General features: G+C 58.8%; 21 protein-coding genes. 3 read left to right on the top strand and 18 right to left on the bottom strand.

Translation table 11 applies throughout. The features are described from left to right. Nucleotides 1-171 precede the first annotated feature (171 nt). Complete coding sequence (locus GE543_RS20530; protein ID WP_003412368.1) at nucleotides 172-720, bottom strand: adenine phosphoribosyltransferase; 549 nt, start codon at nucleotides 718-720, stop codon at nucleotides 172-174. A gap of 61 nt (nucleotides 721-781) precedes the next feature. Beyond that, a complete protein-coding gene (fnr, locus tag GE543_RS20535) occupies nucleotides 782-1,516 on the bottom strand; it encodes a fumarate/nitrate reduction transcriptional regulator Fnr (protein WP_003370208.1) in 735 nt (244 codons plus the stop codon). Between the two features lie 152 nt (nucleotides 1,517-1,668). On the opposite strand from fnr, the gene GE543_RS20540 reads away from it, so the two are divergent. Then, nucleotides 1,669-2,136, top strand: coding sequence for a chemotaxis protein (locus GE543_RS20540; protein ID WP_153222264.1), 468 nt, complete (start codon nucleotides 1,669-1,671; stop codon nucleotides 2,134-2,136). 14 nt (nucleotides 2,137-2,150) lie between these two features. Here GE543_RS20540 and hemN read toward each other — a convergent pair whose 3' ends face one another. From hemN to ccoN, 12 genes are all read right to left on the bottom strand, one after another. After that, nucleotides 2,151-3,533: an oxygen-independent coproporphyrinogen III oxidase gene (hemN, locus tag GE543_RS20545; RefSeq protein WP_153222265.1), complete on the bottom strand. Its 1,383-nt coding sequence runs from the start codon at nucleotides 3,531-3,533 to the stop codon at nucleotides 2,151-2,153. A 95-nt stretch (nucleotides 3,534-3,628) separates the two neighbouring features. Continuing rightward, nucleotides 3,629-4,312, bottom strand: a complete 684-nt coding sequence (locus GE543_RS20550; RefSeq protein ID WP_003343953.1) for a sulfite exporter TauE/SafE family protein — start codon at nucleotides 4,310-4,312, stop codon at nucleotides 3,629-3,631. Continuing rightward, complete coding sequence (gene ccoS / locus GE543_RS20555; RefSeq protein ID WP_003370219.1) at nucleotides 4,305-4,508, bottom strand: cbb3-type cytochrome oxidase assembly protein CcoS; 204 nt, start codon at nucleotides 4,506-4,508, stop codon at nucleotides 4,305-4,307. Before ccoS ends, GE543_RS20550 begins: the two co-directional genes overlap by 8 nt. Beyond that, entirely contained in the window at nucleotides 4,487-6,961 is a 2,475-nt protein-coding gene (locus GE543_RS20560) for a heavy metal translocating P-type ATPase (RefSeq protein ID WP_371927214.1), read from the bottom strand. Before GE543_RS20560 ends, ccoS begins: the two co-directional genes overlap by 22 nt. Nucleotides 6,962-6,963: 2 nt before the next feature. After that, entirely contained in the window at nucleotides 6,964-7,500 is a 537-nt protein-coding gene (locus GE543_RS20565; RefSeq protein ID WP_046271712.1) for a FixH family protein, read from the bottom strand. 10 nt (nucleotides 7,501-7,510) lie between these two features. Then, entirely contained in the window at nucleotides 7,511-8,923 is a 1,413-nt protein-coding gene (gene ccoG, locus GE543_RS20570; protein WP_153222267.1) for a cytochrome c oxidase accessory protein CcoG, read from the bottom strand. A 64-nt stretch (nucleotides 8,924-8,987) separates the two neighbouring features. After that, nucleotides 8,988-9,440 carry a type II toxin-antitoxin system VapC family toxin gene (locus tag GE543_RS20575; RefSeq protein ID WP_003391397.1) on the bottom strand — a complete coding sequence of 151 codons (453 nt, stop codon included), beginning with the start codon at nucleotides 9,438-9,440 and terminating at the stop codon, nucleotides 8,988-8,990. Continuing rightward, on the bottom strand, nucleotides 9,440-9,691 hold the full coding sequence (locus GE543_RS20580) for a type II toxin-antitoxin system prevent-host-death family antitoxin (protein WP_002554250.1): 252 nt from the start codon (nucleotides 9,689-9,691) through the stop codon (nucleotides 9,440-9,442). The genes GE543_RS20575 and GE543_RS20580 overlap by 1 nt, the downstream gene beginning before the upstream one ends. 125 nt (nucleotides 9,692-9,816) lie before the next feature. Then, entirely contained in the window at nucleotides 9,817-10,794 is a 978-nt protein-coding gene (ccoP, locus tag GE543_RS20585; protein WP_153222268.1) for a cytochrome-c oxidase, cbb3-type subunit III, read from the bottom strand. Further along, nucleotides 10,791-10,982 carry a cbb3-type cytochrome c oxidase subunit 3 gene (locus GE543_RS20590; protein ID WP_153222275.1) on the bottom strand — a complete coding sequence of 64 codons (192 nt, stop codon included), beginning with the start codon at nucleotides 10,980-10,982 and terminating at the stop codon, nucleotides 10,791-10,793. The genes ccoP and GE543_RS20590 overlap by 4 nt, the downstream gene beginning before the upstream one ends. A 5-nt stretch (nucleotides 10,983-10,987) precedes the next feature. Further along, nucleotides 10,988-11,596 carry a cytochrome-c oxidase, cbb3-type subunit II gene (ccoO, locus tag GE543_RS20595; protein WP_153222269.1) on the bottom strand — a complete coding sequence of 203 codons (609 nt, stop codon included), beginning with the start codon at nucleotides 11,594-11,596 and terminating at the stop codon, nucleotides 10,988-10,990. Further along, complete coding sequence (gene ccoN / locus GE543_RS20600) at nucleotides 11,596-13,038, bottom strand: cytochrome-c oxidase, cbb3-type subunit I (protein ID WP_003417808.1); 1,443 nt, start codon at nucleotides 13,036-13,038, stop codon at nucleotides 11,596-11,598. Before ccoN ends, ccoO begins: the two co-directional genes overlap by 1 nt. Nucleotides 13,039-13,733: 695 nt before the next feature. On the opposite strand from ccoN, the gene GE543_RS20605 reads away from it, so the two are divergent. Then, nucleotides 13,734-14,423, top strand: coding sequence for an alpha/beta family hydrolase (locus GE543_RS20605; RefSeq protein WP_046271707.1), 690 nt, complete (start codon nucleotides 13,734-13,736; stop codon nucleotides 14,421-14,423). A gap of 1 nt (nucleotide 14,424) precedes the next feature. On the opposite strand, the gene GE543_RS20610 is transcribed toward GE543_RS20605, so the two are convergent. The 3 genes from GE543_RS20610 to GE543_RS20620 all read right to left on the bottom strand — a co-directional run bounded on the left by GE543_RS20610 (nucleotide 14,425) and on the right by GE543_RS20620 (nucleotide 18,502). Beyond that, nucleotides 14,425-14,883: a hypothetical protein gene (locus GE543_RS20610; RefSeq protein WP_032699153.1), complete on the bottom strand. Its 459-nt coding sequence runs from the start codon at nucleotides 14,881-14,883 to the stop codon at nucleotides 14,425-14,427. Nucleotides 14,884-14,976: 93 nt separating this feature from the next. Beyond that, nucleotides 14,977-16,569 (bottom strand): hypothetical protein, encoded by a 1,593-nt coding sequence (locus tag GE543_RS20615; RefSeq protein WP_178118648.1) that lies wholly within the window; start codon nucleotides 16,567-16,569, stop codon nucleotides 14,977-14,979. Between the two features lie 52 nt (nucleotides 16,570-16,621). After that, nucleotides 16,622-18,502 (bottom strand): hypothetical protein, encoded by a 1,881-nt coding sequence (locus GE543_RS20620; protein ID WP_032699151.1) that lies wholly within the window; start codon nucleotides 18,500-18,502, stop codon nucleotides 16,622-16,624. Nucleotides 18,503-19,270: 768 nt separating this feature from the next. On the opposite strand from GE543_RS20620, the gene GE543_RS20625 reads away from it, so the two are divergent. Next, entirely contained in the window at nucleotides 19,271-21,136 is a 1,866-nt protein-coding gene (locus tag GE543_RS20625; protein ID WP_371927216.1) for an autotransporter outer membrane beta-barrel domain-containing protein, read from the top strand. Nucleotides 21,137-21,200: 64 nt separating this feature from the next. Here the strand turns inward: GE543_RS20625 and GE543_RS20630 are convergent, their stop codons facing one another. Continuing rightward, entirely contained in the window at nucleotides 21,201-21,725 is a 525-nt protein-coding gene (locus GE543_RS20630; protein ID WP_046270821.1) for a hypothetical protein, read from the bottom strand. Between the last annotated feature and the right edge of the window lie 459 nt (nucleotides 21,726-22,184).

The raw sequence follows: 22,184 nt of genomic DNA on the forward strand, positions 1-22,184 counted from the left end.
AGGGCGAAGGAACCCGACGAAGTCGGGCCGGAAACGGAGCTGCGGGCTTTGCCTACTTTGGCCCCATCAAAGTAGGTCGCCGAGGGGCGAAATGGTGACTTGAGTCGAACCCCGATCCACCTGACATCGCAGAACCGCTGTGCAACGCGGAGCGACGGTCAGCGCCCCGTCTTACTGCTCGTCCAGCGCAAACTCGGTCAGGCAGAACGTCGGGATCTTCAGGTCGTTAAGACGCTTGGAGCCGCCCAGTTCCGGCAGGTCGATAATCGCAGCGGCCTCGTACACTTCGGCACCCATACGTCGGATCAGGTTGGCGGCGGCGATCAGCGTGCCTCCGGTCGCGATCAGGTCATCGAACATGACGACCGAGTCACCTTCGCACAGACTGTCTGCATGCACTTCCAGATACGCTTCGCCGTATTCGGTCTGATACGCCTCGGACAGTACATCGGCAGGCAGCTTGCCTTGTTTGCGAAACAACACCAGCGGCTTGTTCAGCTGATACGCGACCACCGAACCGATCAGAAAACCCCGCGCGTCCATCACGCCGATATGGCTGAACTCGGCATCGATGTAGCGCTGCACGAAGCTGTCAATCACCTGACGGGTGGCCTTGGGCGACTGGAACAGGGGCGTGATATCACGGAAGACCACGCCCGGCTTGGGGAAGTCCACGACCGGGCGGATGAGGGATTTGAAGTTCGATTGATCGAAAGTCATCAGGGGGTTCCATGGCAGTTTTGGCCGACAGTTTAAGCCGACCCGCCAAAGATCGCACGTTTCAGCTTTGCATCGACCCGCCAGCCAGTGCACACAGCTCGATGGGGGCGAGGATGTGAATCTCTTTGCCCTCGGCAGAAATCAGCTGATTTTGCTGGAAACGGGTAAAGACACGAGACACCGTCTCGACTGCCAGACCCAGGTGATTACCGATTTCATTGCGTGACATGCTCAGGCGGAACTGATTGGCCGAAAAGCCTCTGGCGCGGAAGCGTGCAGACAGGTTGATCAGAAACGTGGCGATACGCTCATCGGCAGTCTTTTTCGAGAGCAGCAGCATCATTTGCTGATCGTCACGGATCTCACGGCTCATGACGCGCATCAACTGCCGACGCAGTTGCGGCAGTTTCACGGAAAGCTCGTCCAGGCGCTCGAAAGGGATTTCGCAAACCGATGTGGTTTCCAGTGCCTGCGCCGAGACCGGGTAAGCCTCGGCGTCCATGCCGGACATGCCCACCAGTTCGCTGGGCAGGTGAAAACCGGTGAGCTGTTCTTCACCGCTGTCACTGATATTGAAGGTTTTCAACGCCCCGGAACGCACCGCATAGACCGACTCGAAGGTATCCCCCTGACGAAACAGAAACTCGCCTTTCTTCAGCGGGCGGCCGCGTTTGACGATCTGGTCAAGGCAGTCCATGTCTTCGGTATTCAACGAAAGGGGCAGGCACAACGGCGCTAGACTGCAATCCTTGCAGTGAGCCTGGGTTTGAGCGCGCGACTTGACTGGCTCGGACATCACTTAATTCCTTGTGGGAAATCACACATAAGCCGTAAGGGTAACTCACCCATGCTTGTCGGGGCCAGCCTGCAAAAGTGTCGGCGTCGTCAAGGTTGCAGGCTGCCTGCCGATAAACCTGTATTCCTTAAGCCACGCCAGGATGCCTCGTCATGTCAACGACACTCCCGTTGATCAACAGCATTACGATACGCACTGCGACCTCGCAGACCACCTACAGTTACGCCGAGCAAAGCACTGCCGAGAAGCCTGCGGGCGAAACAAAGGGCGTACAGGTCAATTTGTCGGCAGAAGGCAAGGCGGCTGCGTCGTCGTCTTCCAGAAACGCCGATATCGAGCAGAGCGGCCTGCCTGCTTCCGTGCAGAAGATCCTCAAGGCGATTCGCGAGCTTCAGCGCAGGATCGAGGAAACCATGGAGCAGATCCAGAAGGCGCTGAATGATCCCAGCCTGAGCCCCGAGGAGCGACGGACCAAGGCTGCAGCGCTACAGACCGTGCTCAGCACGTTGCAGGCGCAGGTGAGCAATTCCACGGCCGATATGTCGTCGCTCATGAACAGCCTGGGCTCCAGTGACGCCGACAAGACCAAGGCGGGAATGCTGGTTCTGGCCAAAATGTAGAGCCTGGACGCAGGTCATATCACTCGGGAGAACTGCTGTCTGTTCTGCCGGGTCAGGTAGGTATCGAAGACCATGCACACTGCGCGTACCAGCAGCCGGCCTGCCGGTCTGACTTCAATGCCCGTCTCGTTCAGCGTGATCAGCCCGTCGCCGGCCATGCCAAGCAGTTGCGGCCACGCTTCGCCGAAATAGTCCCTGAAATCGATGCAAAAAGTCTTTTCGATCTGGCCGAAATCCAGGGTGAAGTGGCAGATCAGTTGCTGAATGATCGCGCGCCTGATGCGGTCGTCATCACTGCAGAGCAGCCCGCGTCGGGTTGCGGGCTGTTCGCTGTCCAGCAGCCTCAAGTACTCGCTCAGATCGCTGCTGTTCTGGCTGTACAGCTCGCCGACCTGGCTGATGGCAGAGACCCCCAGGCCGATCAGATCGCAGTGACCGTGCGTGGTATAGCCCTGAAAGTTGCGCTGCAGGGTCAGGTCTTCCTGAGCGGTGGCCAGCTCGTCGTCGGGCAGGGCGAAATGGTCCATGCCGATGTAGCGATAACCGGCGTCGCTCAATTGCTCGACGGTGCGCTCCAGCATCAGCAGTCTGCTCGCTGCATCCGGCAGATCCGCCGCGTCGATGCGCCGCTGCGGCATGAAGCGCTCGGGCAGATGCGCATAGTTGAACACCGACAGCCGATCGGGCTGCAGATCGATGACCTTGTCCACGGTGTGGCTAAAGGTTTGCGGATTCTGTGCGGGCAGACCGTAGATCAGATCAATATTCACCGAACGAAATTGCAGCGTGCGCGCCGCTTCAACGATTGCGCGGGTTTCTTCCAGGCTCTGCATGCGGTTGATCGCCCGCTGCACCGTCGGGTCGAGGTCTTGTACGCCCAGGCTGACCCGGTTGAAACCCAGCTCGCGCAGCAGCCCCATCGTCGACCAGTCCGCTTCGCGAGGATCGATCTCGATGCCATAGTCGCCGGAGTCGTCGTCCAGCAGGTTGAAATGTGAGCGCAACTGCGCCATCAAGCGGCGCAGTTCGTCGTGGCTGAGAAAGGTCGGTGTACCGCCGCCCAGGTGCAGTTGCTCCACCACCTGACAGGGCGCCAGGTGACAGGCGAGCATCTGTATCTCGTGCTCGAGCCGTTGCAGGTAGGCCTGAGCGCGTCCGCGATCCTTGGTGATGACTTTGTTGCAGGCGCAGTAGTAGCAAATGTTCGCGCAGAAGGGCAGGTGCACGTAGAGCGACAACGGACGTAATGCCTTGCGACTTTCGCGCAGCGCGTGCAGCAGGTCGAAGCCGCCCACTTGGGTATGAAACTGCACCGCAGTCGGATAGGACGTGTAGCGCGGTCCGGCCACATCGTAGCGATGGATCAGGTCTGAATCCCAACGAATGGCGTCAAGCATGCGCGCGTTTCCCGGTCCGGCTGGCGATGTCGCGAGCATACGCAGGAGGCCGAGGGTCGGCGTTGATGTGGATCAAATGGCAAGAGTTGCCGGCCTCAATGCCCCATCAGCCAATGCTGATGCGGGCCTGGCAAGGTCCAGATACCGAAGACCATCACCAGCAACCCTCCCGCCATGCGCACACCACGTTTGCGCAGCAAGGCCGTGGTGCGTTCGGCAGCCAGGCCGGTGGCCAGCAGAACGGGCCAGGTGCCCAGCCCGAAGGCCAGCATCAGCAGTGCGCTGTCGAGAGGATTGCCCTGGCTGGCGGCCCACAGCAGGGCGCTGTACACCAGCCCGCAGGGCAGCCAGCCCCACAGGGCACCGAGCAACAAGGCGCGCGGCACACTGGACACCGGCAACAGGCGACTGGCCAGGGGTTGCAAATAGCGCCACAGGCCTCGGCCGAGACGCTCTATATAGGTGAGCCCGCTCCACCAGCCGGCCAGGTACAGCCCCATCATGATCAGCAACACGGCAGCGACGATGCGCAAGCCCGTCGCCAGTGGGCTTTGCGCCACAGCCCAGCCGACCAGTCCGGAACACAGGCCAGCTGCGGCGTAACTGAGAATGCGCCCCAGGTTGTAGGCCAGCAGCAAACGAAACCGGCGACTGCGCTGTTCCTTGGGGATGGCCAGCGTCAGGGCGCCCATCAGGCCGCCACACATGCCCAGACAGTGGCCACCGCCCAGCAGCCCGAGAATGAACGCCGAGAACAGCATCGAGGCGAGTTCAAACATCGCGTTTCTCGTCCGGGCCCGACTGCGGAGACTCAGGCGGGACATGCTCCACAGGCGGCGTGTCATCGAACAATATGCTGTGTGCCGGGCCTTCCATGTCGTCGTACTGACCGCTGTCCACTGCCCAGAAGAACACGTAGATCGCCACGCCCACCAGCAGCAGAGCGGCAGGGATCATGATGTAAAGCGCGGGCATGAAACCTCCGGGGCAGATGGGGGGACAAGCGCACGACGCGGCAGGCGGGTCAGGCGCAAGGCGTTGAGCACCACGGTCAGTGAACTGAGCGACATGCCGATCGCCGCCCATACCGGAGTGATCCAGCCCAACGCCGCGAAGGGCAGCATGAGGCCATTGTACAGACCGGCCCAAAGCAGGTTTTCGATAATGACGCTACGCGTGCGCCGGGCCAGATTCAGCGCGTCGATCAGCACCGGCAAGCGGTTGCACAGCAGCACGGCGTCAGCGCTGGTTTTGGCGAGGTCGGTGGCCGAGCCCATCGCCACACTGATGTCGGCTGCTGCCATGACCGGTACGTCGTTCACCCCGTCACCGATCATCAGCACCTTGCGCCCCTGAGCCTGAAGCTGGCGCAGCACCTCCAGCTTATCGTCCGGGCGCATGCCGCCACGCGCCTCGTCGATGCCCAGCGCCTGCGCGACACGGTCAACCATCGGTGAGCTGTCGCCGGACAACAGCAGCGTTTTCCAGCCTCGCGCCCGGCATGCCTGTAACAGGGTACCTGCATCCTCGCGCAGCCGGTCGTCCAGCACCAGCCATGCGAGTGGGCCCTGCGTATCGCCCAGCAACAGCCATTGGCCGGATCGCTCGTTTGGCAAGGGCGTTTCAGCGCCGCTCAGCGCACAGACGAAAGCCGCTTCGCCGATGCGCAGCAGATGCCCGTCAACACGACCTTGCAGGCCCAGTCCCGGTGTGCTGAGCACCTCTTCGGCAGCCCTTGGCGCTCGACCGAACGCGCGGGCGATGGGATGCTCGGAGCGGTTTTCCAGGGCTGCCGCCAGTTCCAGGCAGCGATTGGCGTCCAGCTCGCGCAGTGGGTGGATGCTGCGCAGTGTCAGGCGCCCTTCGGTCAGGGTGCCGGTCTTGTCGAAGATGACCGTGTCGATCTGGTTGAGGCCTTCGAGCACATGACCCCGGGTCAGCAGCAGACCGAGTGTGTGCAGCGTGCCAGTCGCCGCAGTCAATGCAGTCGGCGTCGCCAGCGACAGTGCGCAGGGGCAGGTGGCGACAAGCATGGCCAAAACGATCCAGAACGCGCGCGATGCGTCCAGTTGCCACCAGATCAACCCGATCAGCGCAGCTGCGATCAGCGAAAACAGCAGAAAGGTCTGTGCCGCCCGGTCGGCAATCAGCGCGAGTCGGGGCTTTTCTGCCTGCGCGCGTTCGAGCAGTCGGACAATGGCCGAAAGACGGGTTTCGTGGCCCAGCGCCGTCACGGCAACGGTCAGCGGGCTTTCAACATTCAGCGTTCCTGCGGTGACCGCATCGCCTACACTGCGCATCTGTGGCAGGTATTCGCCGGTCAACAGCGACTCATCGACACTGGAGTGACCCTCGAGGATTTTGCCATCGGCCGGTATCACTGCACCGGGCTGCACCAGCACCCGATCAGCCAGGTGCAGTTCGCTGAGCATGATGCGCTGGCTCTGGCCGTCATCACTTAGGCGCAGGCATGAGGCGGGCAGCACGTTGACCAGTTGGGCCGTGGCCGCCGCCGTGCGCTCGCGAGCCCGGCGTTCCAGGTAACGTCCGGCCAGCAGGAACAGTGCAAACATGCCGACGGCATCGAAATACAGTTCGCCAGCGCCGGTGACGGCGGTCCAGATGCCTGCGGCGTAGGCCGCGCCTATTGCCAGCGACACCGAGACATCCATTGTCAGGTGACGGCTGCGCAGGTCGCGCCACGCACCGCGAAAGAACGGCGCGCAACTGTAGAAGACGATCGGCGTGGTCAGAAACAGCGCCACCCAGCGCAGGATGGTGTGCATCTGCGGGCTGAGGTCGATATTGAACTCAGGCCAGGTGGCCATGGTTGCCATCATTGCCTGAAACCACAGCAGGCCGGCGACGCCCAGTTGTCGCAACGCCAGGCGATTGTCACTCGCCATGCGTTCGGCAGCGCGGTCGGCCTGCCATGGATGGGCGACATAGCCAATCGCGTGCAGTTCGTTCAGCAATTGGCTGAGGGCAAGCTGGTCGGCGTTCCAGCGCACCAGCAGGCGATGAGTGGAAAGGTTCAGCCGCGCTTCGACCACCGCGGGCAATCGCCCCAGGCGTTGCTCGATCAGCCAGCCGCATGCCGCGCAACTGATGCCTTCGATAAGCAGGGTGGCCTCTGAGAGGTCGCCGTCGTGGCGCACGAACGGCGCCTGTACGTCGGGGCGGTCGTAGAGCGCCAGTTCATCGAGCAATTGGCTGGGCAGGCTTTCCGGGTTGGCCGAGGTTTCACTGCGATGGCGGTAATAATTGTCCAGACCGCTGGCGACGATGGCCTCGGTTACTGCCTGGCAACCGGGGCAGCACAGCTGTCGGGTTGTACCGAGCACCACCGCGTTGAAATGGCTGCCCGCCGGAACCGGCAAACCGCAGTGGTAGCAGTGCAGCGGCGCGGGGGAGGAGGGCCTGGCCACGTTCAGTCTTTCCGGCGTTGCGCGGCTTGCAGGGGCTCGTCACCCAGGGTCACGTCGTCAGTGCCAATCTGTTCTTCCTCGAACAGGCGCCAGGTCTGCTCGCCTTCGACACCCAGCAGTTCCACAAAACGCCGACCGTTGACCTTGTCCTGCAACTGACCGATGTAACGGCCTGGTTCGGACGGGCTGCGGGTCAGGAACACCCGGCGATCACTGTCAGGGCGCGTGGGTGAAATCAGGTTGAGTTCCAGACGCGCCGGGTTGCTGTTGCCGCTCAGGCGCAGTTCGACTTCACCGGTCAGCTCATCCATGTGCAGGCGCGCGTGCAGCTTGAGGGTCTGGGCGAGCACTTCGCGATTCAACGAGCGATTGATGCCCTTGCCGGCCTCGTAATAGTTATCGGTGACCAGTGGGTCCGGGTGGGTCACGGCGATGAACACCATCGACAGGCTCAAGGTCACCGAGCCGGTCAGGATGGCGATGATGATCCATGGCCAGAGGTGCCGGTACCAAGGGCTTGCAGCAGTCGCAGCGGGCATGACGGGGCTCTTAACGAATAGGTGGGCCGAGGAAGCGGCTTCGGGTCTCGACCTGCGTATCGCTGTCGATGTCCTTGAGGGTAAAGGTTACCTCGTTGCTGTGCGACGGCAGTTTTTCCGGCGCACTGGACAGCTCCACCGGCAGGCTGACGATTTCGCCCGCCGGAACGCTGATTTCACGACGGCCCTGCAGTTTCAGGTCGGGAAGGCCGCTGGCCTGCAGCACATAGGTGTGGTCCACCTGATCCTTGTTCATCACTTTCAGGCTGTAGACGTTTTCGATCCGGCCTTCGGCGTTTTCCCGGAACAGCATGCGGTCCTTGCTGACCTCCAGGCCCACCAGCGTACGCATCCAGAAAGCAGCCGTCAGCAGCGCAATCATCAGCAGCAGTACCAGCGCATAACCGATCAGGCGCGGGCGCAGGGTACGGGTGCGTTGCCCAGCCAGGTTGTGCTCGGTGGTGTAGCGAATCAGGCCGCGAGGGTAATCCATCTTGTCCATGACCGTATCGCAGGCATCGACGCACGCCGCACAGCTGATGCACTCCACCTGCAGGCCGTCACGAATGTCGATGCCGGTCGGGCAGACCTGCACGCACATCGTGCAGTCGATGCAGTCACCCAGCCCCAGTGCCTGAGGGGCGGCTTCCTTCCTGCGCGGGCCTCGGGCTTCGCCACGATTCTGGTCGTAGGAGATGATCAGCGTGTCCTTGTCGAACATCACGCTCTGGAACCGCGCATAGGGACACATGTAAATGCATACCTGCTCGCGCAGCCAGCCGGCATTAAGGTAAGTGGCCAGGGTAAAGAAACCGACCCAGAAATAGGCCCAGCCGTCCGCCTGGCCCGTGAACAGATCCACGCACAGCGCGCGGATGGGCGAGAAATAGCCCACGAAGGTCATACCGGTGGCAAACCCGATCAGCAGCCACAGGCTGTGCTTGGCGAACTTGCGCAGCAGTTTGCCGGCATTCATAGGGGTATTGTCGAGCCTGATGCGCTGGTTGCGGTCGCCTTCTGTCACTTTCTCGCACCACATGAAGATCCAGGTCCAGACACTCTGCGGGCAGGTATAGCCACACCAGACCCGCCCGGCATAGACGGTGATGAAGAACAGCCCGAACGCTGCAACGATCAGAATGCCGGACAAGAGGATGAAATCCTGCGGCCAGAACGTTGCGCCGAAGATGTAGAACTTGCGTTCCGGCAGGTTCCACCAGACCGCCTGATGCCCGCTGTGATTCAGCCAGACCGTGCCGAAAAAGATCAGCAGCAACAGGGCGCCGCCGAGCATCCGCACATTTCGAAACAGGCCTTTGAAGGCGCGGGTCTGGATTTTCTCGCGCGAAGCATAGAGGTCGGTGAATTCGCCGCCTGTTTCGGATGCCGGGGTGATGTCGTGTACTGGAATCTGCTTGGTCATCGATGAGTCCAGCGGCGGTGGCCTGGCCCCGGCCGATACAGGTCAGACAAGGTCATATCCGCGTTCAACGTGATGCACGTGAATAAACGGCCGCTTCTTCATTCAACTGGCTTACCCAGGGATTGAGCAACGCGACCCCGCACGACTGAAAGTCCATTGTATTGCGTGTGACCACGGTCATGCCATGCACCAGCGCAGTGGCGGCGATCAATGCATCGCATTCGCTGCGCGGGTCGGGAACGTGCAGTTGAGCGCAGCGTCTTGCGACCTGGGTGTCGACTGTCAGGATACGCCCGGCGAACGCCTTCAATACATGCTGGTCGAGCCACATTCGCAATACTGCGCCTTGTGTCGGGTCGCGGCGTTCGATGCGCAGGATACCGGTTTCGAGTTCAAGAATCGTGATGGACGAGATGAACAGGCTGGAGGCCATTTGTGTTCGCGACCAGCGCAGCACGTTGGCGTCTGCAGTGCGCTTTCTGAGCTCTGAAACCACGTTGGTGTCGAGCAGGAACATCAGGACAGATCAACCTGTCGGGGCGTGATCACGGCGCGCTGAGGCTCGAACTCGATATCGATGTCAGTGGGCATTATCAGCATGTCGGCGATGCTTGCCGCGCTGCCGGTCAGCTTCAGGTAATCCTCAATGCAAAGCAGAACATGGGCCGGGCGGCCGCGGTCGGTAATGAACACCGGGCCTTCATTAGCCGCTTTCTTGGCCCCGCTGGTGTCCTGATTGAATTCACGGCTGGAGAGGGTAGTGGTCATGTGTGCGACTTCCAGAATGAGTAGACAGGGTGTCGTGGTCATCAACGAGTCTAGTCATGTAGAGATGTAACTACAAAGAATTTGTTCTTTCAGAATGCTACAACCCCGGGCTGATCGGCGCCCTGTCATCTGGATTCAGCTGGCTGCTCCTGACGGGACAGGCTGTAAACATAGGCAGCCAGAATGTGAACCCGGTCATTGCCTTGCAATGCTTGCTGAGCAGGCATCTGGCCCTGGCGGCCATCACGAATGGTCTGCTGCAACTGAGCGAAGCTGGAACCGTAGATAAACGCGTTGGGGTGGGTCAGGTCCGGCGCGCCGAGAATCGGCATTCCCTTGCCCTCTGGCCCATGACAGGCAACGCAAAGGCTGGCGAAGGTCTTTTGTCCGGCCACCGGGTCAGCCTTGGCATCCTGCGGTAGCGGGCGCGCGTCCAGTTGCGTCAGCACGTAGGCCGACACATCGCGCACCCCTTGTTCGCCAAGCACGCCGCCCAGGGCCGGCATCACACCCATGCGCCCGGCGAGGATAGAGGTCTTGATCGCCTGGGCATCGCCGCCCCAGCGCCAGTCGGCGTCGGTCAGATTGGGAAAGCCATAGGCGCCTTTCGCGTCAGAGCCGTGGCAGACCGAGCAGTTGGACGCGAACAGACGTGCGCCGATTTTCAGCGCCTGCGGGTCTTTCGCCACTTCCTCGACGGGCATGGCGGCGTACCTGGCAAACAGCGGTCCGTAACGGGCCTCGGCGTTTGCGACTTCCCGCTCCCATTCGTGGACACTGGTCCAGCCTTGCTGGCCGTCGGAGAATTGCGTCTTGCTGTCCTGGTCCCGGTATTCATAGCCGGGCAGCAAACCCTGCCAGTTGCCCAGGCCCGGGTACAGGAGCAGATAGCCCAACGCAAAGACGATGGTCGCTATGAATAGGTAGAACCACCATCTGGGTAGCGGGTTGTCGTACTCCTCGATACCGTCGAATGTATGGCCGACGGTTTCATCCGTGGGTTCGTCGGGCTGACCTTTGCGCGTGGACAGAAGCAGCCACAGCATGGCGATGAGGGTGCCCAGGGTCAGGACCGCGACGTACAGGCTCCAGAACGTACTCATGACCGGCCGTCCCGTTCAGCCTTGGCATTTTCGACCTTGCCGATGGCCTCGGGGTCATCCGCGAAAGGCAGCAAGGTCGCGTCGTCGAAGTCTGCCTTGCGGGCAGGGCTGAACACCCACAGCATCAGGCCGATGAACGCCACCATCACGACCAGTGTGCCGAGGCCTCGAATCATTCCGATGTCCATCATGATCACCGTTTGCTCTTGATGAGCGTGCCAAGGCCCTGCAGATAGGCCACCAGCGCGTCCATTTCGGTCTGGCCCTGCACTGCAGCCGCTGCACCGGCGATATCCGCGTCGGTGTAAGGGGTGCCGAGGGTACGCAGCACCTGCAGTTTTTTTGCAGTCTGCGTGCTGTCGAGTGTCTTCTCGGCCAGAAACGGATAAGCCGGCATGATAGAGGTCGGGACCAGGTCGCGCGGGTTGTTCAGGTGTACCCGGTGCCACTCGTCCGAGTAGCGACCGCCGATCCTTGCCAGGTCCGGCCCGGTGCGTTTGGAGCCCCACAGGAAGGGATGGTCCCAGACACTTTCGCCTGCCACCGAGTAATGCCCGTAGCGCTCGGTTTCGGCGCGCAACGGGCGGATCATCTGCGAGTGGCAACCGACGCAGCCGTTGGCGATGAACACATCACGGCCTTCCACCTCAAGCGCGCTGCGTGGCTTCATGCCTTCGATAGGCTGGTTGGTCACGTCCTGAAAGAATAGCGGGACGATCTGCGTCAGCCCACCGATGCTCACGGCAATCACCATGAAGAAGGCCAGCAGGCCGATGTTTTTTTCCAGCGCATCGTGCTTCATCAATGCGCTCCTGCGACTGCGATGCGGGTGGCCGCTGCGGCCGCCTGCGGGTCAGAGGCACGTATCGTACGCACGACGTTGTAGGCCATCAGCAACATGCCGCTGGTGAAAATCGCGCCGCCGATGGCCCGCACGATATAGCCCAGGTGGCTGGCCTGCATGGTTTCGATGAAGGAGTAGGTCAGCGTGCCGTCGTCGTTCACCGCGCGCCACATCAGGCCCTGGGTGATGCCATTGACCCACATCGAGGTGATGTACAGCACGGTGCCGACGGTCGCGAGCCAGAAGTGCGTGTTGATCAGGCTGACGCTGTACATGTGCGGGCGGGCGTAGAGTTTCGGAATCATGTGATAGACCGACCCGATGGTAATCATCGCGACCCAGCCCAGGGCTCCGGCGTGGACATGGCCGATGGTCCAGTCCGTGTAGTGCGAAAGCGAGTTGACGGTCTTGATTGCCATCATCGGACCTTCGAAGGTCGACATGCCATAGAACGCCAGCGAGACCACCAGAAAGCGCAGTATCGAATCGGTCCGCAATTTATGCCACGCGCCCGACAGCGTCATCATGCCGTTGATCATCCCGCCCCAACTGGGGACCAGCAGAATGATCGACATCACCATGCCCAGTGACTGCGCCCAGTCCGGCAGGGCGGTGTAGTGCAGATGGTGAGGACCGGCCCAGATATATAGGGTGATCAATGCCCAGAAATGCACGATGGACAAACGATAGGAGTAGACTGGGCGCTCGGCCTGTTTGGGCACGAAGTAATACATCATGCCGAGAAAGCCGGTGGTCAGGAAAAACCCGACGGCATTGTGTCCGTACCACCACTGGATCATGGCATCGGTCGCACCGGCATACGCCGAATAGGATTTGAACAGGCTGACCGGCAACGAGATATGGTTGACGATGTGCAGCATGCCGGTCACGACGATGAACGCGCCGTAGAACCAGTTGGCGACGTAGATATGCCGGGTGCGGCGTTTGACGATGGTGCCGAAAAACACCGCCGCGTAGGCGGCCCAGACGATGGCCAGCAGAATCGCCACCGGCCATTCGAGCTCGGCATATTCCTTGGTAGTGGTGTAGCCCATCGGCAGGGTCACGATGGCGCCGACAATCACGGCCTGCCAGCCCCAGAAGGTGAAGGCCGCCAGACCATCGGAAATCAGCCGAGTCTGGCAAGTGCGTTGCACCACGTAATAGGAGGTGGCGAACAGCGCGCAGCCGCCGAAGGCGAAGATCACCAGATTGGTGTGCAGAGGGCGCAGGCGTCCGAAGGTGGTCCATTCGAGCTCCAGGTTCAGCCCAGGCCAGACCAGCTGCGAAGCAATGAACACGCCCAGGCTCATGCCGACCACACCCCAGACCACGGTCATGATGGCAAACTGGCGCACCACGGTGTAGTTGTAGGTTGTCGGACTGATTGTTGTGCTCATTGCAGACTTCCACGATTCAGAGGGTTACCGCAGACGTAATCGGGCCAGGGCGATGCAGTGCTGGAAATGGCATCGAAGCACACCGAAAAGGCAGGGGCAGGAACAGACAGGCACATCAACGAGCGTCAAAGGCTTGCGGCAGACGCGTGTTGGCGAGTTTAGCTTTGAAACAGGGGTGTGGGAAGTCGCAGGCTCTGTACGAAAAGTGGCTGTGTTTGGTGATGCTGCGTTGAGAGCAGGCTCAGAAGGTATTCCGCACCCCGTTGCAGGGTGCGGAGTTCACGCATCGCCGCTGGACTGGAATACAGCGGTGGCGATCTTCGCGTACAGACGAGTTGATCAGGACTCGCGCAAAGACTGTCACGTCTATTCAGTCGGCAGTAACACCTGTCATTGCCCAGCAAGTTGGCCTGAGCAGGCATATGACTCTGGTGACCGACTCAACGGTGTTGTTGCAAGTGCGCGCGGCCAGTGCCGTCAATGAAACCGCCCGGCGGTGTCAGGTTTGGGGCGCTCATCGCCTCGGTACTTTACCTTGTGCACCTTGACAGAGTACCCAGGCAGACCTGAATGGTGGCTGTCCGACCTGGCGTGGCATGTCGATGCGCCGTGCGCTCGCGATTCGTGCAGGATTCGCGACCCTGTTCGCCGTTATAGTGACGGGCTACTTTGCGACCCACCTGAATGAGGCAACCATGAGCAACGGCTTGAAGCCCGGTATCGGTCAGGATCAATGGCTGCAGCTGGTCAATGAAAGACGCTGGCTGTGGACGCCCGCGCAACCTGCGGATGCGCTGGACACACCGACCCTGCTGCTGGCGCATGGTGCCGGCGCACCCATGGACAGCGACTTCATGAACCGCATGGCGGCTGATCTGGCGGCGCAAGGTATCAGCACCCTGCGCTTCGAGTTCCCCTACATGGCGCAGCGGCGTCAGGGCGGCAGCAAGCGTCCACCCAATCCACAAGCACAACTGTTGGAATGCTGGAGAGAGGTGTTCACCTGCGCGCGTACGCACATCAACGGGCGTCTGGCGGTCGGCGGCAAATCAATGGGTGGGCGGATGGCCAGCCTGATCGCCGACGAGCTTGAGGTCGATGCGCTGGTGTGCCTGGGGTATCCGTTCTACGCCGTGGGCAAGCCTGAAAAACCACGCGTTGCTCATCTGGCCGAGCTGAAGACACCCACGCTGATCGTTCAGGGCGAACGCGACGCGCTGGGCAATCGAGACGCCGTAGAGGGTTATGCATTGTCCAGTGCCATCCGGTTGCACTGGTTGCCGACTGCCAATCACGACCTAAAACCCCTGAAGGTCGCGGGTATCAGCCACGAGCAATGCCTGGCTGAATCCGCGAGAGAGATTGCCGGGTTCCTGCGCGGCTGAGTCACCGGCAATACAGGTCGAAGGCGCCGTCGGTCACATCAAGGTTGATGGATGACATATTGAAGCTGAACACGCCCCTTATCCGCAGTGTGCAGGGGTTGGCTTCAAGCAGCACCAGCCGGCCGCCCTGGAAATGCGCCGAGTGGTAGACGGTGTTCTTCCGGTGCAGCGTTTCGGTGTAGATCACCTTGATCTGCTCATGATCGATAAGGTCGTGATCGCCGGGCTCAAGATCGCGATCCAGAAACAGGCCGATGGTGGTTCGCCGGTTGCCCACCTTGCCATCGGCGATGACCTGCCATATCCACTGAGCGGGGGCCTGTTCCAGCTCCGATCTCAGCGTCAGTCGACCGGTCAGTGAGGACGTCCTGAAAGGCTGTGTGTTGATGCTCGCGGCAAAGCGGCCTCCATGGACAGCAGGTTGGACGCAGCGTTTGGGTGAGGGAGTCGGTCGGTGCATGGGCTGGCCCTGAGAAGCTCCTGAAAACGACGACAGGGCGTTACGCTTTTAGCGCAACGCCCTGTCGGATGAACAACGGGTTTCAGCAATCGATCATCGGATGCCTACGCCAAGACTGGAATTGTGACTCTTCAGCTTGAAGTTGCCGCCAGTGACCATGTTTTTCACGTAATACCAGTTCCATCCGCCGATGCCGGGGCTTGAAACAGTCGACGACCAATAGTTGCCTTTGCCCATCGGCCAGCGATTGCCATACAAGGCGTAGATATCCACCAGCTCGTGAATGGTTGGAATCCTCGCGCTGTTGTTGCCCGCGTTTTTGCTGATCTGAGAAAAGCTGCCGCTGCCCAGGCCGATGCAATGGATGACGCCGGTGACGGTCACCGTGTACTGCTTGCTCACGCCCAGCGCATCGGTCGCAGTAATGATGGCCGTGCCTTTGCCTCGAACCGAGGTCAGGCCATTGCTGTCCACTTTCGCGACCAGCGGGTCGCTCGAAGCGTACTGATAGGGTGCCTGTCCGCCACTGGCCTGACGCAGAAGGGTGGTGTCGGCCGGGAAGTTCGGCAACAGGTCCGGCGAGCCCGGAAGCAGATACACCTTGCCAGCCAGCGTGACCGGCGAAGTGTCTAGCACCAGTTCGGGCTGCGCCGCCAGAATCTGCAAGGCCAGCGTGCCGGATACCTGAACCAGACCGTTGACGCGATTGACGACATAAGAAATCGCCACCGTCTGCCCGGCGTTTGCCGTCACCAGCGCCGCAGCAAACACTACCTCCAGCGTCTTGCCTGCGTCTGCGCCGGTCAGGGTATTTTCCCGGGTGTCGTTGCCGTTGGGCCCTTGCCACTGTGTGATGACCTGGTCGCCCGCTTGCAGATTGGCGACGGCGTCGATCACCACGGTTGCACCGGATGAGGCGTTGGCCGGGTCGAGCGTGGTGCCGATGGCTTCTTTCAGGGTGGGGGTGGGGAGGGGCGTTACGTGCGTGAGTTGCAACTTCACGTCCACAGCCTCAGAGGCCATTGACAGATTCCCTGCCAGGTCTGTGACGGTGTAGTAAACCGGCGCCTCAATGTCGCCGATCAACTCCAGAAACGATCGGGTGAAGTCGACCATTGTTCGCCTGAGACCTACGTCATCCTTGCTCACCACCGCCATAGGACCGGGTAGATCATTCCAGTAAGTGCGGACAACATCGCCCTCCTGCATGCCGTTGTAGCTGGCAATTGTCCCTGAAAGCACGTTGCCCATGGTTTGCAGTTCGTCGGAGGTCAGACCGTTCTGTGTCTGCGCGGGAAAAATGATGGGGGCCAGCAGCGGATCGCCAGGCGGGGTAAGGTCTACGATTACAGCTGTCTCGGCAGAAAACTCGACGACCATATTAATCGGGTTTTCGACCGCGTAAGCCACCGAGTGACGGCCTTCCGTCAACAGCTCGGATGGAATGTGCAGCATGAGGTCGTCACCTGGCATCTGCGAAGGCAGTATCTCTTTCTTGAGACCAATAAGCACTCCATCGAAGTACAGCTGATAGGTATAGCCGGGGCGCGCGCCTTGCCATACGTTCAACAGCACTTCGAGGGGCGTGTTCAAACTGTCGACGGGTAATAGTCCATCGTTCAAGGCGGCTGCGATGACAGGCGCAGTCAGCACGTTTTCTTTTTTTTCAGTCGCGGCGTTATACATGGGGCGTTCCTTATAAGTGTAAAAGTTGCGGGCCTCGTGAGCCCGCAACGGTTTAGCGACTCAGGCAGGTAAAGTCGGTAGGTTTAAGCATGTGTACGACGACGCGAGTGACCGTGGAATTTGCCGCACTTTGATTGCTGCCTTCGACAGGGTCGACGGTATAACTCGCCTCCGCAAACCCTGTGCAAATAAGAAGTGTGTTGATCTGAGGGACCGTGAATACATGCCCTTGCACAACATCCACTTCATCCAGCTTACGAGTCGCCACGTAGGTAGCGGCCTCAATGGGATTATTGGAATCGTCAAATCCCTTGAAGGTGAAGGTGATCTTCTGACCCTCGGCAATGTTTACATACGGTGAAACTTTTACATCTGCACCGTCCGGATTTTCATTGGGGCCCAGCACTCCGTTTGGCGTGAGATTGAACGTGGGTCCGGTCAATCCGTTCTCGCCACCGGGTTGCTCTTCTCGAGACCGTACTGTTACAGGCTGCGTCGGACTCGTCATGCTGTTCGGGTTTCCTGTACGCGTGACTGTGAAGTACACGGGAATGGCTTCGCCGGTGCCTTGCAACTTCATCAGCTCATTATCAATCGGAATGATCAGGTCTCTCGCCGCTGCAACGTCGCTCGACCGTATTTGATACCACTGCGGTTTTACCTGATTGCCCCAGTACAGGTTCAGGTCATCATTGATTTCGAACCCCGTATTCCAGGCCACCACCCCTCTGCCGTTCAACTCGTAATCGTCTTCATCGATGAAGTTGTCCTGGGTGTTCGGGTTTTGTACGCTCGTCCCTTGTACTGTCACGTTGTTCAAGGGGGTGGGGAAGGGAAGTGTTGTAAAAACGTCTATGTGGGCGTCCAGCGACGTGCCAGTCAGTTCGCCGTTGCGAAACACTTCATAATGAACCGCTGTGTCGCCTTGTGGACCCTGGGCAATGGCCTCGAATGGCAACTTCAAGGTCAGTATGACAGCCTCATTTTCGTCGCCAGGCGTAACGAACACAGGGGTCAGTGGGTTATTGATGCCCCAGAATAGCTGGATGCTATCAAGCGCTGCCGCGCCCGGATAATGCGGGATGTCGACCACTACTCCCGCCTGCGCTTCCAGATAATCGACCAGATCGCCTATCGCCTGATCAATAACAGGTGCCGGATAATCGGAGGGCAAGTCTTTCAGTCTTAATTTCACCGGGACGGTGTTCGAGAGGATTGAAGGATTGCCCGCACGGTCGATGACCTGATAGCACACCTGATTTTCTTCCTCCCCCAACGTTTGCAGAAACGCTCGTGTAAAAGTGACCGAGACCTTGTCCAGTCCCATGTCGGTTTCGTTGACGACAGCAGTGGGACCTACGATATCTCCCCACCTGGTCAGGATGCGGTCATGCTTGGCCATACCTGTGTAGCCGGCAATCTGTACATCAAGTTGGCCACCCAGTTGATCGAGCTCGGCAGCAGTCAGACCGTTCTGAATCTCGGCTGGAAACTGTATGGCAGCAAGCTCCGGAGCGCCTGGCGCTGTCCGGTCGATCTGAATCCGGAAAATTTCCGATTTCTGTGCTGTCTGATTGATCGGATTAACAACGACGTACGCGACATCGTGGAAACCTTCCAGTAGCAGTTCGGACGGGATCTCCAGGTTCAGGGGGTCTCCTGGTGCATGTGAGGGCAGAATCAGTTTTTGGGGACCGGTCGCGATACTGTTGAACAGCAGTTGATATGTGTAACCAGGAAGTGCGGCTGGCCATACAACGAGGTCGACTGTCAACGGTCGGGATGCCTCAGCGACCGGTATGAGTCCTGGCGTATCTTGATCATGAAATGCGACTGCAATATCAGGGGCAGTCAATGCAAGATTCAAGTTTCGACGTCTGTTTTCGGGAACTGAAACAGGTGTTGGGAGATAGCGTGTTGAGAGATTTTCCATGTGTATAAGCCTTTTTTATTAAAAATCTTGTAGGGAGTTTCCTACTTTTGTCGAACGTGTTTGTGAGTGAGGTTTTTGTGATGAACTCTTGATGAGCGCGCCACTCATGTCCTCAGTCACGATTGGACGTAATAGGGTTTTTGTAAGTTGGTCAAGTAGGTATGCAAATATTTCTTTATCGGTTTACGAGTTTTTTGCTTGACGCTTATGTAGAATCTCGCTGTAAGAAACTTCTTATGTTATTTTGGGATTGCTCCTACGTACTTGATGTTGAATAGTTCCAAAGTTTGTGAACTAAGTAGGCTACCTTTCCATTCTCAATGAACGAGGAGATGGACGGTGTTTTGTAGAGAAAATAATGTCGCTAAGTCGCGGGGTGGCGCGTTTCAGCTTGCCGTGATTGCCTTTGGCGCTCTAGCTAATGTGCAGGCGTCGGCAGCGGCATCGGGCGATAATAATGGTCTGCCTTTAGACTCCCAAATAGTCAGCGGAGTGTTGCCGGATGAAGAGTTGCCAGATGAAACCGTCAGACGGGGTGAAATCATTACCGTAGGGCCTGATACGCCCTTCGATTCTTACAATATCAATCATCAAAGTGTTCTTAATGTTGTCGGTGGGCGAGTAGACTTTGTTGGCGTGAGAAACGCTACGGTCAATATTGAGTCCGGCGTGGTGGAGAGTGGTATCAGCCTCACCGATGCCTTGGGTAATCTCTCCAACGCTACCGTAAAAAACGCGACAGGTGTCGGCATCGTTCTTCAGGGAGTGATCGGCGCTATCAACCCTGGTTCCTCGGTATCGGCTCATTCAAGCGAGGTATCGGGCTCTGGCTATGGCATTGCAGTCGGGATGTGGGGCGCGCTGAATATTTTTAATACCGATGTGCGCGGATTTGCGTCGCAAGGCAAGGGTGGTCAGGGAATTTTTGCTTCTGGCGCCAATGTGCTGATCGCTGACAACAGCCATGTCACAGGCGACATGAATGGAATCAATCTGGTAGATGGATCTGGCAACGGAGTAGTGGACGGAAACAAGTCCGTCACTGTGATTGACCGGTCGATCGTCGAGGGGCTGGGCGGGGCCGCTATCAAAGTAAACCAGCGCGTCGCATTCGACATCGAGGCCGACATAGCTGTGCAAAACCAATCCGAGCTATGGTCCGGGAATGGCAACCTGCTGGAAGTGGAAGATCACAGCACCGCCAACTTCAACGTCGACAACAGCACCCTCAATGGCAACCTTGTCGCCGATGACACCAGCACCCTGAACATCACGCTGCAAAACGGCGCGCAATTGAACGGCGACATCGTCAATGGCAACCGTCTGGCGATTACCTCGGGCAGTCACTGGCAGATGCAGGGCGACAATGCCGTCAGGTCGCTTTCCCTGCAGGGTGGCAGGGTCTCGTTTGCTGGTGAAGGGTTTCATACCCTTTCGCTGAATGAGTTGTCAGGGGCTGGCACGTTCGGCTTGCGCGTGGATCTGGACAACGGCGTCGGAGACCTCATCGACGTCAACGGTCAGGCCAGTGGGCAGTTCGGCTTGCGGGTGCGCAACACGGGAGAGGAGGTTGTGTCTGCCGACATGGCACCGCTCAAGGTGGTGCATACCGAAGGTGGCGACGCGCAATTCAGCCTGCTGGGCGGGCGGGTCGACCTGGGCGCCTATTCGTATTTGCTGGAGCAGCAAGGCAATGACTGGTTCATCGTCGGTAAAGACAAGGTCATAAGCCCTTCGACCCAGAGCGCGCTTGCCCTTTACAGCGCGGCACCTGCCATCTGGATGAGTGAGCTCTCTACCTTGCGTTCGCGCATGGGTGAGGTTCGTGCAAGCGGCAGGGCGGGCGGCTGGATGCGTGCCTATGGCAACAGGCTGAATGCCACGACCAGTGACGGTGTTGACTACCGGCAGAAACAAAGTGGCCTGTCGCTGGGTGCCGATGCGCCCGTCGAGGTCAGCAACGGCCAACTGGTAGTGGGTGTGCTGGGAGGGTACAGCACGTCCGGTATCGATTTGAGCCGTGGCACTACGGGTAAAGTCGACAGCTACTATGCAGGCGCCTATGCCACCTGGCTGTTGGACGAAGGCTACTACGTTGACGGCGTGCTCAAACTCAACCGCTTTCGCAACAAGGCAGATGTTGCCATGAGCGATGCAAGCAATGCCAAGGGTGACTACACCAACAACGGGATAGGGGGCTGGGTAGAGTTCGGCCGCCACATCAAACTGGCGGACGATTACTTTCTCGAACCGTTCGCTCAGTTGTCCAGTGTCGTCGTTCAAGGACAGGAACTGCGCCTGGACAACGGCATGAAAGCGAAGAACGACCAGACCCAATCGGTAGTGGGCAAGGTGGGCACCTCGCTGGGCCGCAGTGTCGCGCTCAAGGATGGCGGGGTATTGCAGCCTTATGTGCGCGTCGCCGTTGCACAGGAGTTTTCGCGTCGCAACGAGGTGAAAGCCAACGATGTGAAATTCGATAACAGCCTGTTCGGTTCGCGCGGCGAACTGGGAGCCGGGGTATCGGTGTCGCTGTCCGAGCGTCTGAAACTGCACGCAGACTTCGATTACATGAAAGGTCGGCATATCGAGCAACCCTGGGGAGCGAATGTAGGGCTACGCTTGGCATTCTGATTCTTAAGGCCAGTGCCTGAGCAGCACCACAGCCCCCGGTGAATGATCACCGGGGGCTTTTCAGTTATTGATCGGTAAACCTGCGTTTGCGTTGTCTCTGTCGGGAGGTGACAGGCACTGCGTAGTTGACGTTCACCCGTAGCACTGGCGATGTACCGATCAGTCGATGATCACGATAAAGCTCGTAATACAGATCAACCAGACCGTACTGAATATAGGGCGTAAAAGTGTAGGAAATGCACAGCACACGTATCACGCTGTTTTCGCCTACCCGATGAAAAAGCGTTGTCGATGACAGGTTTTTCCCCCAATAAAAACGGATTTCGTCACCCCAGCACATTTTGACTGACCCCGGGATATGAATGGTAATGCCCGCATGTGCCTGTTCGTGACTGATGGAATCAGGATCGATGTCAGGCAGCACAGGTGCTTTCAGCGTATCGGAAATATCGGATGGAAGATGGAGGGGGCTCGCGTGTCGGTAGAGGCTCTTGTGGGGCGGGGCTTCTTGAACAGTGCTCGCGCTGTTGGGATTGTTTTGTTTTTTTTGGGTGCGCGCCGCTACATCCGTGGATTGTTCTTTATCCATCGTGAACTCTTTTATTGACATTAAGTTGAGTTGTTATGTGCGTGCCGGCAGTTGTCGGCAACGGAAATATTACAAGGCACATAAGTGTTCAGGTCAAGTGTCTGCCGATATCAAAGGTAAGCCAAGGTTGTGCGAGGTTATGCAGTTACATTTGGTATCATGTGCATAGTGAGTTATCGCTCGTTAGTGTCGGAGATGCTGTAAATAAAGGGTGTGGCTTGATGTGGGTGTTCTTTCAGGACTTTTTGTGCGTGAAATACCTGTAGGACATTAACTACAGATAAATCTTACAGAAGGTAAAAAAGTAAGTTTTGGCTGAATTCCCACTCCTGCGTAGGAATATTCACTCAACTTTATCATTAGGGTCTCGCACGCGTTAGCGTGCGAGGCCGTCAAGGTTATGGGCAGAAATGTAGGCTGCTGTGCTTAAAACTGCATTGAAAGTGCCGGGGTGTCCAG

Source organism: Pseudomonas sp. SZ57 (genome assembly GCF_009495975.1).
GTDB lineage: Bacteria > Pseudomonadota > Gammaproteobacteria > Pseudomonadales > Pseudomonadaceae > Aquipseudomonas > Aquipseudomonas syringae.